Source organism: Staphylococcus intermedius NCTC 11048 (assembly GCF_002902385.1).
Lineage (GTDB): Bacteria > Bacillota > Bacilli > Staphylococcales > Staphylococcaceae > Staphylococcus > Staphylococcus intermedius.
On the sequence record NZ_PPQH01000040.1, the window covers coordinates 129,917 to 145,266 of the forward strand.

Sequence of the window (15,350 nt, forward strand, 5' to 3'; positions counted from 1 at the left end):
GATGAAAATCAACCCAAATGAAGTAGACATTTTAATAAGTGCTGTTAAACCAGAGCAATATCCAGAATTAGGTTTGCCTGAAGTTGCATTAAGTGGCCGTTCAAATGTTGGCAAGTCGACATTCATTAATAGTATGATTGGTCGAAAAAATATGGCGAGAACGTCTCAACAACCTGGTAAAACACAAACTTTAAACTTTTTTAACATTGATAACCAATTGATTTTTGTCGATGTTCCGGGCTACGGTTATGCAAAAGTAAGTAAAAAGCAACGTGAAGCTTTCGGTAAAATGATCGAAACGTATATCACTTCACGAGAAGCATTAAAACTTGTAATTCAATTAGTCGATTTACGTCATCCACCGACGGAAGATGATGTGTTAATGTATGACTTTTTGAAATACTATGATATACCTACGCTCATTATTGCAACGAAAGAAGACAAAATCCCTAAAGGTAAAGTGCAAAAACATATAAAAGTCATTAAAGAGAAACTAGAATTAGACCCAGGCGATCAAATTATTAGTTACTCATCAATTGAGAAAAAGAAACAAGATCAAATTTGGGCAGCTATTAGTGCATTTATTGAGCAAGATTAACCCATTTCACTAGATGAAAATCATGCACGATGCTAATTATGTCAAAAATTTGGAAAGTCGTTTAAAATTCTCATCATGATTATGCATTTTTAATTAGAATGACTCTAATCTATGTTATAATGTAGTCATTGTAGAATATATGGGGGCATAAGCATGTACTTAATAGCAGTTAGTGTGAATCATCGAACAGCTGATGTGGCATGTCGTGAAAAACTTTCATTTCAAGAAGAGAATATGACACACGTACACGAAGCATTGTTCGAGACGAAATCCATTTTAGAAAACGTGATTTTATCAACGTGTAACCGTACTGAAGTGTATGCGGTCGTTGATCAAATTCATACGGGTCGTTACTATATTCAAAGATTTCTAGCACGACAATTTAATTTTGAAGTAGATGACATTAAAACAATCTCTGAAGTGAAGACTGAAGATGAAGCGATTGAACATCTGTTCAGAGTCACTGCTGGCTTAGACTCGATTGTATTAGGTGAAACGCAAATTTTAGGTCAAATGAGAGATGCATTTTTCACAGCACAAGAAGCGGGGACAACAGGTGCGATTTTTAATGAATTGTTTAAACAAGCCATTACATTTAGTAAAAAGGCACATCATGAAACCGATATTGCTGATAATACAATTAGTGTGTCATATGGTGCAGTTGAACTGGCGAAAAAAATGTTCGGCAAAATGAATAAAACACATGCTTTAGTCATTGGTGCGGGTGAAATGGCTGAATTAGCTGTATTAAACTTAAAAGGTGCAGGCGTGAATCATATTACAGTCATTAACCGTACATTATCCCGTGCACAAGCTTTAGCAGACAAGCATGGCGTTCAGGTCGGTAACTGGGCGGCATTAGGAGAAGCTATCGTTTCGGCGGATATCGTAATCAGTTCAACGAGTGCAGAACAATTTATTATTACAAAAGAGATGTTAGAAATGTGCCAAAGCGTTTCAAAATCATCTCAAAAAGTCATGATTGATATTGCTGTACCAAGAGATATTGAACCTGAAGATGTGTCGCATTCAGAGTTGTTTATTTATGATGTCGATGATTTAAAAGGTCTTGTTGATGCGAACTTACGTGAACGTCAACTGGCAGCAGAACAAATTGCAGCACGTATTCCAAATGAAATTGACAAGCATAATGAATGGGTACGTATGCTCGGTGTCGTTCCGGTCATTCGTGCGTTACGAGAAAAAGCAATGCAAATTCAACAAGATACGATGGATAGCATTTGTCGTAAATTACCCAACATGTCAGAGCGTGAACGCAAAGTGATTTCAAAGCATACGAAGAGCATCATTAATCAAATGTTAAAAGATCCAATCAAACAAGCCAAAGAGATTAGTGATGACAAGCATGCGGATGCGAAGTTGGCACTTTTCCAAGAAATTTTTGATTTAGAAGTTGAAGCAGATTATAAAGCACAAGCGATTGAAAAGAAAAAATCTGTGTTAAAAGAAAGATTACTCAGTATAGAAACTTAAAGAACGGTGATGCTATGGAAGAAGCGTTTTTCATACGTTTTCATGAAATCATTTTATTGATTTATTTAATCAGTATGGTGTGTTTGATAATAGATGTGTTTCAAAAGAATTATCGTCTACAAAATATAGGGTTCTATGCTTTAGGGATTGTTTGGTTTTGTCAAACAATCTCTTTAACTATGTTTATTATATGGCAAAAGCAACTCCCTTTAACCTCTTTAATAGAAAGTTTTTATGTATTAACGTGGTTGATTTTGACAATTACCTTTGTGCTGTCTGTGTTGCGACATTCTGAATTTATGATCGCCTTTTTAAATGTGATAGGTTTTGTATTTATGACGATCCATACGTTCCATCCGAGACAATTTAAACTTGATGGCGCGCGTCTCACAGCTTTGAATGAATTACTATTTTTCCACATTTCACTTGCATTGTTGAGTTATGTGATTTTCGCAGTTGCATTTGTGAATGCGATTATTTATTTAATACAGTATCGAAATTTAAAAGAGAAGCGGTTTACACAAAATTTCTTTAGAATGAGTAGTATTGCAACACTTGAAAAATTAGTGTTTTATAGTTCTTTAATGGGTGTCATATTTATGTTTATTAGTCTCGTTTTAGGCATTCAATGGGGCATGGTATCCATTGGTTATGGCATCTTTTTAGACTTAAAAGTGATATCGTCAATTATCATTTTTTTCGCGTATTCTATTTTTATTGCATTAAGATTGACGCGTCGATTTAAGCAGTCGTTTTTAATGAATCTCAATATTGTGTTATTTTTATGCTGTATGATGAATTTAGTCGTGGTGACACAATTATCAACATTTCACCAATGGACCGGAGTTTAACTTATTTTAATTGGAGGAAAGCGCTATGCGTAAACTTATCGTCGGCTCAAGAAGAAGTCAGCTCGCATTGACTCAAAGCCAACAATTCATAGATCGTTTAAAAGAAGTCGATCCTACTTTAGATATCGAAATTAAGGAAATTGTAACAAAAGGGGATCAAATTGTAGATCGCCAATTATCTAAAGTGGGTGGCAAAGGGTTATTCGTCAAAGAGATACAAAATGAATTATTTAGTGGAGACATTGATTTGGCGATTCATTCGTTAAAAGATGTTCCGAGTGAATTGCCTGATGGCCTTACTTTGGGGTGTATTCCCGATCGTGAAAATCCATATGATGCTTTCATTTCAAAAAATCATATCCCGTTGGAAGAACTTCCAGATGGCAGTATTATTGGGACAAGTTCCTTAAGACGAGGTGCTCAAATTTTAGCGAAATATCCTAATCTCGAAATCAAATGGATTAGAGGAAATATAGATACACGATTGAAAAAGTTAGAAACAGAAGATTATGATGCGATTATTTTGGCAGCAGCTGGATTGAAACGCATGGGTTGGTCTGATGATATAGTGACGACTTATTTAGATGAAGCGTTACTCGTACCTGCTATTGGTCAAGGTGCGCTCGGTATTGAATGCCGTGCTGATGATGAAGAATTATTAGCATTACTCGCAAAAGTACATAATGAAGATGTTGCTGCATGTGTGACAGCTGAGCGAACGTTTTTAAAAGAAATGAATGGGAGTTGTCAAGTGCCAATAGGGGGCTATGCAACGCGTAAAAATGATTCAGAGATTCAATTTACCGGTTTGATCATGTCTCCAGATGGTAAACAAAGATTTGAATACACATTTTCAGGTCAAAATCCAGTTGAAGTGGGTAGTGAAGTGAGTCGTGTCCTTAAATCTCAAGGTGCGGATAAAATTATTCAAGCTTTAAATGAGAAAGAGGTGTAAATGTTGAAGCCTATTGTAGTGATGACCCAAACACAACGTTATATTGATCAACGCGCTCGTATCGTTCATCTTCCATTTGTGACGACTGAACCGCTTCCTTTTGATCAAGCAGTGCTAAGTCTTCACTATGATTGGCTTGTTTTTACATCTAAAAATGCCGTTACACATTTTCAACCTTATTTAAAGAGGATAGACTTTAAGAAATTAGCAGTGATCGGCGCTAAAACGAAAGCATATTGTGAGGAACAAGGGTTGCAAGTTGATTTCTATCCAACAGATTATTCACAAGAAGGCTTTCTTAATGCATTTCCAACTCAAAAAGGACAGCGAATATTGATTCCATCAAGTCAGCATGCGCGGCCGTTACTCCATGAGACTTTGCGAACACGTGGATGCGATGTCGAAAAAATTGACTTGTATAGACCGCGCACATTAATAGAAAATGTTAGACAGGTGCAAGTACTTATTGAAGCGGGACAAGTGCATGCATTGACTTTTGCCAGTGCTTCAGCTGTGAAAGCATTTTTTGAAAACGATCCACCACAAAACTTCAATCGTTATTATGCAATCGGTCAACAAACAGCACGACAAATTCAAGATTATGGCTTTTCATGTTCTATGGCTGACATACAAACATTAGAAGCAATGGTGACTAAAATATTAGAAGAGAGGGTTCAATAATGAAATTTGATAGACATAGACGATTACGTTCATCAAAAGTGATGCGCGATATGGTGAGAGAAACACATGTAAGAAAAGAAGATTTGATTTACCCTATTTTTGTAGTAGAAAAAGATGATGTTAAAACAGAGATTAAATCTTTACCTGGTGTATATCAAATCAGCTTAAACTTGCTCCATGAAGAATTGAAAGCAGCATATGATTTAGGCATTCGTGCGATTATGTTCTTTGGTATTCCGAATGAAAAAGATGCATGTGGTACAGGCGCTTTTATTGATGATGGTATTATTCAAAAAGCGACACGTTTAGCGAAGTCAATGTATGATGATTTATTAATTCTTGCCGATACATGTTTATGTGAATATACGGATCATGGTCATTGTGGAGTCATTGACCCACATACACATGATGTCGATAATGATCAAACATTACCGTTTCTCGTTCAAACGGCCATTTCTCAAGTGAAGGCGGGCGCAGATATTATCGCACCAAGTAATATGATGGATGGCTTTGTGGCAGCGATTCGCGAAGGTTTAGATGAAGCAGGTTACTATCACATTCCAATTATGAGTTATGGAATCAAATATGCCTCAAGCTTTTTCGGTCCATTCCGTGATGCCGCAGAATCTGCACCGTCATTTGGCGATCGTAAAACGTATCAAATGGACCCAGCAAATCGTCTTGAAGCATTACGTGAATTGGAATCGGATTTAAACGAGGGTGCGGATATGATGATTGTCAAACCAGCATTAAGCTACCTTGATATTATTCGTGATGTACGCAACAATAGCAATATACCCATTATTGCCTACAATGTGAGCGGTGAGTACAGTATGACAAAAGCAGCAGCATTAAATGGTTGGATTGACGAAGAGAAAGTCGTTATGGAACAAATGGTCTCTATGAAGCGTGCAGGTGCAGACATGATCATCACTTACTTTGCGAAAGATATTTGTCAATATTTAGATCAACAATAATAGGAGGCGACAATTTTGCGTTATAATCAATCAATTAAAGCGTTTGAAAAAGCAGAACAACTTATGCCAGGTGGCGTTAACAGCCCCGTACGAGCATTTAAATCAGTAGATACACCAGCGATTTTCATGGCGCGTGGTGAAGGCAGCCGAATTTATGATATTGATGGCAATGAATATATCGACTATGTGCTCAGTTGGGGGCCACTGATTTTAGGTCATCGTGATCCTAAGGTAATTGAAGCGATTCATGATGTGGTAGAACGCGGCACAAGCTTTGGAGCATCTACTTTAGAAGAAAATCGTTTAGCTGAATTAGTGATTGAGCGTGTTCCTTCTATTGAAAAAGTGAGAATGGTGTCTTCTGGGACTGAAGCAACATTGGACACATTACGTTTAGCGCGTGGTTACACTGGTAAAAACAAAATCATTAAATTTGAAGGAAACTATCACGGTCATAGTGATTCGTTGCTAATTAAAGCGGGTTCTGGTGTAGCAACTTTAGGCTTACCAGATTCACCAGGTGTTCCAGAAGGTACGGCTAAAAATACGATTACTGTCCCTTATAATGATTTAGAAGCTGTTAAATATGCTTTTGAAGAATTTGGTGACGATATTGCAGCAGTGATTGTAGAGCCGGTTTCAGGAAATATGGGTGTAGTACCACCTATTAATGATTTCTTGCAAGGCTTACGTGATATTACGAAAGAAAATGATGCTTTACTTATTTTTGATGAGGTCATGACAGGATTTCGCGTAGGTTACAACTGTGCACAAGGTTACTTTAACGTTATTCCAGATTTAACGTGCCTAGGTAAAGTGATTGGTGGCGGTTTGCCAGTAGGTGCTTTCGGCGGACGTAAAGAAATTATGGATCACATTGCACCGAGTGGCGACATTTATCAAGCGGGTACATTGTCAGGTAATCCGTTAGCAATGACAAGTGGTTATATGACATTAAGCCAACTCACACCAGAAAGTTATGACTATTTTAATGAACTGGGTGATATGTTAGAACAAGGATTAACTGAAATTTTTGGTAAACATCAAGTGCCATTAACAGTGAATAGAGCCGGTTCGATGATTGGTTTCTTCTTAAATGAAGGACCAGTAACAAACTTTAAAGAGGCGAACCAATCTGATTTAGCATTGTTTAGTCAACTGTATCGTGAACTTGCCGAACAAGGCATCTTTCTGCCGCCATCACAATTTGAAGGCATGTTTCTATCGACTGCACATACAAAAGAAGACATTGAAAAAACATTGCACGCTTTTGACGTGGCGTTAGAGCGTATCGGTAAATAATTGTATAACGAATTCGAATGAGGTTGGGGACATGTTTTCCCGACCTTTATTTTTGTGATGATGTAAAATGGATGAAAGCATGAACGCTTTGATTTTATAGTCACGGAACATGGGGGATCACAAGCATTCGCTATAAGTTTTACGAATTGCAAGTTCAATAGAAAAGCGTATAATATATGATTGCTATGAACACATTGAAGTCGATTCACAGCGATTTCAACGACGCGATTCACTGTGTTAAAAATGATAGGAGGCGAGGCCATGGCACAAAATAAATTGTTCAATAATATACTTGTTTTAGTTATTGCGGTTTTATTTGGTTGGATATTGTTTGCATTGCATATCATGTTGCCATGGATGTTTGGCCCAATATTGGCGAGTATTTTTGTCGTTAAAGTTTTGAAACGAGATGTTCAGTGGCCGTTTTGGTTAAGTGAACTGGGGTTAATTATGCTTGGTGTTCAGATTGGGACGTCATTTACTAGAAGTGTGACAAGTGATATTAAAGATGACTGGCTCGCAATTGTTGTGGTGAGTGTACTCATATTACTGTTAGCACTTGTCGTCTCTATTGGTTTTAGAAAAATCGCACAGGTTAATCGTGAAACGGCTATTTTAAGTGTGATTCCTGGGGCGTTAAGTCAGATGATTGTCATGGCTGAAGAAAATAAAAAAGCGGACATTCTTGTTGTGAGTTTAACACAAACATCACGTGTCATTTTCGTCGTATTGTTAGTGCCATTAATCTCATTTTTCTTTAAAACCGATCACTCGAATCGTGGCTCGCAAATGAATGTGCAATATTTAACAGATGTTTTAACCATTCAACACGTCATGTTTATCGCAATAGGCATTGCAGTCGTATATATGCTCATGAAGTGGATTCATTTTCCTACTAAAATGTTAATGGCACCTATTATCGTGCTCATTATTTGGAATTTTGTAACGAATCTCACTTTTACGCTTGATGCGCCAATCATTGCAGGTGCACAAATTATATATATGATTCGTGTTGGTATTCAAATCGCACATTTAACGGATCAATTAAGAGGGCGAATTGCAGTCGCGATCGCTTATCAAAATGTCATGCTTATTTTGGGTGCCTTAGTAATGGTTTATCTCGTTCAATTTATTAATCATGCTTCTATTGATGAGTTGTTCTTAGGTGCAGCACCTGGTGGAATGAGTCAAATTGTCTTGGTTGCGTTAGATATCGGTGCGGACGTTGCGATGATATCAAGTTATCATATTTTTCGTATATTCTTTATTTTATTTTTAATTGCGCCACTTGTAAGCTGGTATTTGAAATATTTGGAGCGTAAAAATAGTGATTATAAAAATGAAGGAGATCGGACATAAAAAAGGAAGGGGGTGGGAAAACTTAATCTCCCATTCCCTTTTTTGATGGAATGATTGATGGTGACATTGAAAGGTTTTACTATCCTCGTCTAACGATTCGGACATGATACTAAATGACTGTTATACATACCAGCAGCTTCCATAAACGAAAATGCTGTGACAGGACCGATAAACTTAAATCCATATTTTTTTAATGCTTTCGATAATGCTTTTGCAGTGTCATCTACAGTAATACGTTCTTCAACGGACTGATATTTAAAATCAACCGGTTGACCGTCGACAAATGACCAAAGAAATGCGCTGAAGCTATCGTAATCTTTCTCAATTTGAATATAGCCTTTTGCTTGTGCAACGATTGCTTCTAACTTAGGACGATGGTGTATGATATTGGGGAATGACATTAAAGCATCAATATCTTCATCGCGCATTTGTGCAATTTGATATGGGTCGAAATTGTGAAACGCCTGTTGATAGGCTTCTTTCTTTTTTAAAATAGTTAACCACGAAAGACCCGCATGTTGTGATTCTAGAGCTAACAACTCAAATAAAGCGAGTGAATCATACAGTGGCTTGCCCCAGAAGTGATCGTGATAATCGAGATAAAGTGGATCTTTTGTACCAAATGCACATGGGTTCATGTTTTCGTTCCTCCTTGTATTGACTTCATTGTCGTTTCAGTATACTATAAGAATGAAATTAAAAATAGTGTGAGGGAAGAGTAAGTTATTCACTTTTTTTAGAGAGTGCATGGTTGCTGAAAATGCATAAAAGTTTTAACTGAAGGTAGCCCGTTTCGAACTTTAATTGAACTCAGAGTAGGTTAAAGCGTGTCATGAGCGTTAATCATAAGAGAGCAGTAGTGTGGGTTTGTTATGTCCACATTATTGAATATAGGTGGTACCGCGGAACATCCGTCCTATTTTGGACAGGTGTTTTTTTATTTTATTGGAGGGATTTTTAATGGAAATGAAACCGAAATATAATCCGCAAGAAGTTGAAGCGGGTCGATATCAAAAATGGTTAGATCAAGAATTATTTAAACCAAATGAAAAGTCAGATCAACCTACATATACAATTGTGATTCCACCGCCGAACGTAACTGGAAAGTTGCATTTAGGGCATGCATGGGATACAACATTGCAAGATATTTTAACGCGTATGAAACGTATGCAAGGCTATGAAACACTTTATTTACCTGGTATGGACCATGCTGGTATTGCAACTCAAGCGAAAGTAGAAGCGAAAATGAGAGAAGAAGGCATTTCTCGTCACGATATTGGACGTGAAAAGTTTCTTGAAAAAGCTTGGGAATGGAAAGAAGAATACGCATCATTTATCCGTCAACAATGGGCGAAGTTAGGTCTTGGTTTAGATTATTCTAGAGAGCGTTTTACGTTGGACGCTGGCCTAAGCAAAGCTGTGCGTAAAGTGTTCGTTGATATGTACAATAAAGGATTGATTTATCGTGGTGAGCGTATCATTAACTGGGATCCAGCTGCGAGAACAGCATTGTCTGATATTGAAGTTGTTCATGAAGACGTAAATGGTAAGTTTTATCACTTCAAATATCCATTTGCTGATGGTGAAGGTTATATGGAAATTGCAACGACACGTCCTGAAACGATGCTAGGTGATACAGCGATTGTCGTTAATCCTGATGACGAACGTTACCAAGATGTGATCGGCAAAAAAGTCATTTTACCTATCGTTGGTCGCGAATTGCCAATTATTGCAGATGATTATGTAGACAAAGAGTTCGGTAGTGGTGCGATGAAAGTAACACCTGCACATGACCCGAATGACTTTGAAATTGGGAATCGCCACGATTTAGAACGTATTGTTGTAATGGATGAAGCGGGTCGCATGAACGCTGAAGCCGGCAAATATGAAGGCATGGACCGTTTTGAGTGTCGTAAACAACTTGTTAAAGACTTGTTAGAAGAAGGTTTAGTCATTAAAATCGATGACCATGTACATTCAGTAGGTCATTCTGAACGTTCAGGTGCTGTTGTTGAGCCTTATTTATCGACGCAATGGTTCGTTAAAATGGCGCCACTTGCTGAACAAGCATTAAACAATCAAAAAACAGATGGACGTATTGATTTTGTACCACCACGTTTCGAAAAAACATTCAATCGATGGATGGAAGAAATTCGTGACTGGACAATCTCAAGACAATTATGGTGGGGACATCAAATTCCTGCATGGTACCATAATGAAACAGGTGAAATTTTTGTTGGCGAAGAAGCACCAGACGATATTGAAAATTGGACACAAGATGAAGATGTCCTTGATACGTGGTTCTCTAGTGCGTTATGGCCATTTTCAACACTCGGTTGGCCGAATGAAGAGGCAGAAGACTTTAAACGTTTCTATCCAACGAATGTATTAGTAACGGGATACGACATTATTTTCTTCTGGGTTGCACGTATGATTTTCCAAGGTTTAGAGTTCACAGGACAAAAGCCATTTAATGACGTTTTATTACATGGTTTAGTCCGTGCTGAAGATGGGCGCAAAATGAGTAAGTCATTAGGTAACGGTGTGGACCCAATGGACGTCATTGATCAATATGGTGCTGACAGTCTTCGTTATTTCTTGGCAACAGGTTCTTCACCAGGTCATGACTTACGTTATTCAACAGAAAAAGTTGAATCAGTATGGAACTTCATAAATAAAATTTGGAATGCTGCACGTTTTAGTTTGATGAATATTGGTGACACATTCAAATTTGAAGATATTGATTTATCAGGCAATTTATCAGTTGCAGATCAATGGATATTGACGCGCTTGAATGAAACGATTGAAACGGTCACACAGCTAAGCGACAAGTACGAATTTGGCGAAGTGGGTCGCGTATTGTATAATTTTATTTGGGACGAGTTCTGTGACTGGTACATTGAAATGAGTAAAATTCCAATGAACGGTGACGATGAAGATCAGAAAAATGTGACGCGTTCTGTATTAAGCTATACTTTAGATCGAATGATGCGTTTATTACATCCATTTATGCCGTTTGTCACTGAACACATTTGGCAAAACTTACCGCACGAAGGTGAATCTATTGTGACAAGTGCATGGCCAACAGTGGATCAATCATTGATGTTTGAAGAAAGTAAAGATGTGATGGAACAATTAGTGGAAATTATTAAATCTGTCCGTCAATCACGTTTAGAAGTGAATACTCCTTTATCTAAAGAGATTCCAATTAAAATTCAAGCTAAAAATGATACAGTTCAACAATTATTAAAGACAAACCAACATTACTTGGAACGCTTCTGTAACCCAAGTATCCTTGAAATTGAAACACAAATTGATATTCCGGATAAAGCAATGACGACTGTCGTTGCTGCAGGTGAAGTTATTTTACCTATTGAAGGTCTCATTGATATGGACAAGGAATTAGAACGTCTAGAGAAAGATTTACAAAAATGGCAAAAAGAGTTAGATCGCGTTAATAAAAAATTATCAAACGACAACTTTGTGAATAAAGCACCTGAGCACGTCATTAATGAAGAAAAAGAGAAACAAGTAAAATATCAAGAGAAGTATGATGGTGTTAAGGCGAGAATCGAACAATTAAAAGCGTAGGAGTCTTAGTTATGAATTATCTAGACAGTTTATATTGGATACATGAAAGAACAAAATTCGGCATTAAACCAGGTGTAAAACGTATGGAATGGATGCTTGATCAACTTGGTAATCCACAACAGTACATCCGAGCTATTCATGTAGGTGGAACAAACGGGAAAGGTTCTACCGTTGCATATTTACGTGAAGCTTTACTCAAAAATGATTACCAAGTAGGTACTTTTACGTCTCCATATATCGAAACATTTAATGAACGAATCAGTTTAAATGGTTTACCAATTACAAACGAAGATATAGTAGCGCTAGTGGCTCGTGTGAAACCGGTGAGTGAAATGATGGAGGAACAAACTGAGTTAGGCGTTGCGACCGAATTTGAGATTATCACAACGATGATGTATCTCTATTTCGGCGAGCTTCATCCAGTTGATTTTGTTATTGTTGAAGCCGGGCTAGGTGTCAAAAACGATTCTACAAATGTGATTCAGCCCTTGATGAGTATTTTAACGAGTATTGGTTTAGATCATACGGACATCCTTGGGCAAACATACCTAGACATTGCTAAAGATAAAGCAGCAATTATTAAACCGAAAACGCCAATTGTTTATGCCATTAAAAACGAAGAAGCACTGAAGTATTTTAGAGATACTGCTGAACGATTAGATGCAAAAGCTTTAGAATTCGATCGCGATATTTTAATTAAATCAGAAGAGGACGAATTCACTTATCGTTATAAAGATTATGAATTAGAAAACTTAGCGTTAGACATGGTTGGCGAGCACCAAAAGGAAAATGCATCACTCGCCATTACTGCTTTAATTGAGTTGTATGAGCAAGAAAAAATTCAATTGGACTTCAACAAAATGATTGAAGGGATTGAACATGCATACTGGACTGGTCGAATTGAACGTGTCTCGAATGAACCGCTGATTATTATTGATGGCGCACATAATAAAGAAAGTGTTGACGCGTTAGTGGATACAATTGAAAAATATTATGATGCACCCAAAGTTGACATCTTATTTGCAGCCATTGAAGGAAAGCCGATACACCATATGTTAGACGCTTTCCAAAGTATTGCACAGCATATATATGTTACGGGATTTGACTTTCCGAAAGCACTCCCTAAACAGACGTTATATGATGAAGTTGAATTTGGACAAAAAACGATGGTGGATGATTATGTTTCATTTATCAAAGACTATGATGGTGATGTATTACTGATTACAGGAAGTCTTTATTTCATCAGTGAAGTTAAATCTAAAGTTGACTTTAATTCATAAAAATTGAACCACCTTAAATGTATTTCGAAAAATCGAGATATATTTAAGGTGGTTTTTCATTCTATTCATTTTTAGCGCAGCAAATAATGATTTCTGGCGATTTGACGCTTTACATCGTTGTGCATATAATAAATGCATTCAATGAAATGCCGGTGTTGTGACAAGATTCGACGGCGTTGTGGAGGTGTGTGAATGATTGTCGCTTTATTATTTGGTGGCAGTATTTTAATGAGCTTCTTACTGCAATTTGCTGACCATCCTTCATTAAAACTAAAATATTGCTTTCAAAGATCAAAGTGTGAAACGTGTCATCAAGAGTTAAACTTAATCGATTTAATACCTATTTTTAGTTTTTGTCGGTTAAAAGGAAGGTGTCGTCATTGCCAACATCAGATTCCTTTATCGCTACTTGTAGGTGAAGTTTTAGGTGGACTTTTGATGGTTTATCCCTTATTAATGCCTGTATACATTCCGCTTTGTACATTTTACACGATGACCATACTCCTACTTGCTATTGCAATTATAGATGTCCAAACACAAATGATTCCTCACAGATATCTTGCTTTAATCTGCATTTTGTTAGTGACATTACACCCATCATTTTATTTAGACGTACCTCACATGTTACTTTGGTTGACCGTTTTTCTTCTAGGGTGCATTCAACAAAATTATATTGGTATGGGAGATATTAAACTGTTCCTCGTCGTCATTTTCTTTTTTCCAATGTCGTTTTTACTTTTGTTTTTAGAACTCATTTTTCCAATAGGTTTATTATTATTACCGATTTCATTCGTGTTCAAATGGATACAACAAAGGCGTGTACCACTTGCGCCTGCAATTTTCATCGCTTTTTTTATTGTTTCTACGCTATATCCGCGATTGATTTCGTTTTATGGAGGATTTTTATGACACGTATTCAAGACTTATCATCCAATGAAAAACCGAAAGAGCGTCTTGTTCAATTTGGGAGTCAAGCGCTATCAAATACTGAACTACTTGCGATTATTATTAACACGGGTAGCAAAGGTTGTTCAAGTATACAAGTTGCTTCGAATATTTTAGCGCAATGTCAATCGTTAACAACACTTCGAAATATGTCTTTAGTTGAATTAGAAAGGTTTGTTGGCATTGGACACAATAAAGCAATAACATTACTCGCTGTATTTGAACTATCACGTCGCTTAGGAGAGGATAAAAAGCAGTATTTATCTGAACCCATTCATTCTCCTAGCCAAATTGCAGAACGTTACTATACGAAATTTAAGGATTATGATCAAGAACACTTTATTTTACTCATTTTAAATACGAAAAACCAAATTGTACATGAACAAACACTGTTTATAGGAACATTAAATAGTGCCATCATACATCCTAGAGAGGTGTTTAAAACAGCTTTGAAGTGGTCAGCTAACGCCATTATTGTTATTCATAACCATCCATCAGGTGATGCGACACCTTCAGAAGCAGATATTGAAACGACAAAACGCTTGATTGCGTGTGGAGATGCAATGGGGATAGAGCTATTAGATCATATTGTGATTGGAGAAACATCTTATGTATCAATTGTGAGCACGATTAACGAAACGTAACATGGGAGGAGGATGGGGGATAAAAAATGTTCGGTTATCTAATAGAATCCATACTCCTTAAATCGTCCTTATTAAAGATTGTGATACAATTGTCACCAGAGTTTCGTATATGTGGGGGACTTCAACTCAAATGATCTGGGGTGTTGAATACGTTTGATGAATGGCGAATTGGATATGATAATCAGGAACCATTATTAAAATCATGAAAGAATGGTTGTTTACTTATAACAATATTTCAGAAATCTCCCATTTATCCAATTGATCTCAAAAATTGTTAATTAGAAAAGATAAACTTTTGATACGAGGAAATGGGCTTAAATATTCATGCCCATTCTCGTTTGTGCGCCGCTATCTTCATGTGATTAGAAATAGGTTGCAATCCATAAAAATAATTGATACCCAAGATAGACAACTAATATCATTAAGCCGAGTCTAATTAAAAAGCCAATAATTGAAATGCTAATTCTAAATAGTACTACGGCCAGTAAAATGATGATAAATAATGCGATTATATTCATTTGTGTCACTCCTTTATTAATATTGTAGTAAATTTACGAAATATCCACATCGTTCTAAAGTTATATTTATCATGCTTTGGATGGATGCCTTTAAATATCTTATTCATTATAATATAACGTATAATGTAAAAGAGTAGTGTTGATGATAAAGAATA

14 protein-coding genes and 1 other annotated feature are annotated in these 15,350 nt (G+C 36.7%); of the genes, 12 read left to right on the forward strand and 2 right to left on the reverse strand.

From position 1 onward, the window contains the following. Nucleotide 1: 1 nt before the first annotated feature. The 8 genes from yihA (at nt 2) to CD138_RS09360 (ending at nt 8,217) form a co-directional block, all read left to right on the forward strand. The gene (gene yihA, locus CD138_RS09325) at nt 2-598 is read left to right on the forward strand and encodes a ribosome biogenesis GTP-binding protein YihA/YsxC (RefSeq protein ID WP_019169477.1); all 597 of its coding nucleotides are present in this window, start codon (nt 2-4) and stop codon (nt 596-598) included. Between the two features lie 153 nt (nt 599-751). Continuing rightward, the gene (gene hemA / locus CD138_RS09330; RefSeq protein ID WP_019169478.1) at nt 752-2,092 is read left to right on the forward strand and encodes a glutamyl-tRNA reductase; all 1,341 of its coding nucleotides are present in this window, start codon (nt 752-754) and stop codon (nt 2,090-2,092) included. A gap of 179 nt (nt 2,093-2,271) precedes the next feature. Beyond that, nucleotides 2,272-2,943, forward strand: a complete 672-nt coding sequence (ccsA, locus tag CD138_RS09335; RefSeq protein WP_241522227.1) for a cytochrome c biogenesis protein CcsA — start codon at nt 2,272-2,274, stop codon at nt 2,941-2,943. Between the two features lie 25 nt (nt 2,944-2,968). Next, nucleotides 2,969-3,898, forward strand: coding sequence for a hydroxymethylbilane synthase (gene hemC / locus CD138_RS09340; RefSeq protein ID WP_019169480.1), 930 nt, complete (start codon nt 2,969-2,971; stop codon nt 3,896-3,898). Next, complete coding sequence (locus CD138_RS09345) at nt 3,899-4,579, forward strand: uroporphyrinogen-III synthase (protein ID WP_019169481.1); 681 nt, start codon at nt 3,899-3,901, stop codon at nt 4,577-4,579. Continuing rightward, complete coding sequence (hemB, locus tag CD138_RS09350) at nt 4,579-5,556, forward strand: porphobilinogen synthase (protein ID WP_019169482.1); 978 nt, start codon at nt 4,579-4,581, stop codon at nt 5,554-5,556. Before CD138_RS09345 ends, hemB begins: the two co-directional genes overlap by 1 nt. Nucleotides 5,557-5,571: 15 nt before the next feature. Continuing rightward, nucleotides 5,572-6,858 carry a glutamate-1-semialdehyde 2,1-aminomutase gene (hemL, locus tag CD138_RS09355; protein ID WP_019169483.1) on the forward strand — a complete coding sequence of 429 codons (1,287 nt, stop codon included), beginning with the start codon at nt 5,572-5,574 and terminating at the stop codon, nt 6,856-6,858. 261 nt (nt 6,859-7,119) lie between these two features. Then, the gene (locus CD138_RS09360) at nt 7,120-8,217 is read left to right on the forward strand and encodes an AbrB family transcriptional regulator (RefSeq protein ID WP_096559693.1); all 1,098 of its coding nucleotides are present in this window, start codon (nt 7,120-7,122) and stop codon (nt 8,215-8,217) included. A gap of 89 nt (nt 8,218-8,306) precedes the next feature. Here the strand turns inward: CD138_RS09360 and CD138_RS09365 are convergent, their stop codons facing one another. After that, entirely contained in the window at nt 8,307-8,855 is a 549-nt protein-coding gene (locus tag CD138_RS09365) for a DNA-3-methyladenine glycosylase I (protein WP_019169485.1), read from the reverse strand. Nucleotides 8,856-8,913: 58 nt separating this feature from the next. Then, nucleotides 8,914-9,139: a binding site (T-box leader), on the forward strand. 38 nt (nt 9,140-9,177) lie between these two features. On the opposite strand from CD138_RS09365, the gene CD138_RS09370 reads away from it, so the two are divergent. The 4 genes from CD138_RS09370 (at nt 9,178) to radC (ending at nt 14,677) form a co-directional block, all read left to right on the forward strand. Beyond that, nucleotides 9,178-11,808, forward strand: a complete 2,631-nt coding sequence (locus CD138_RS09370; RefSeq protein WP_019169486.1) for a valine--tRNA ligase — start codon at nt 9,178-9,180, stop codon at nt 11,806-11,808. Nucleotides 11,809-11,819: 11 nt separating this feature from the next. After that, the gene (locus CD138_RS09375; RefSeq protein WP_019169487.1) at nt 11,820-13,088 is read left to right on the forward strand and encodes a bifunctional folylpolyglutamate synthase/dihydrofolate synthase; all 1,269 of its coding nucleotides are present in this window, start codon (nt 11,820-11,822) and stop codon (nt 13,086-13,088) included. A gap of 192 nt (nt 13,089-13,280) precedes the next feature. Then, nucleotides 13,281-13,997, forward strand: a complete 717-nt coding sequence (locus CD138_RS09380) for a prepilin peptidase (RefSeq protein WP_019169488.1) — start codon at nt 13,281-13,283, stop codon at nt 13,995-13,997. Further along, on the forward strand, nt 13,994-14,677 hold the full coding sequence (gene radC, locus CD138_RS09385) for a RadC family protein (RefSeq protein WP_019169489.1): 684 nt from the start codon (nt 13,994-13,996) through the stop codon (nt 14,675-14,677). Before CD138_RS09380 ends, radC begins: the two co-directional genes overlap by 4 nt. Before the next feature lie 362 nt (nt 14,678-15,039). On the opposite strand, the gene CD138_RS14235 is transcribed toward radC, so the two are convergent. Then, the gene (locus CD138_RS14235; protein WP_019169490.1) at nt 15,040-15,195 is read right to left on the reverse strand and encodes a hypothetical protein; all 156 of its coding nucleotides are present in this window, start codon (nt 15,193-15,195) and stop codon (nt 15,040-15,042) included. Nucleotides 15,196-15,350: the final 155 nt, after the last annotated feature.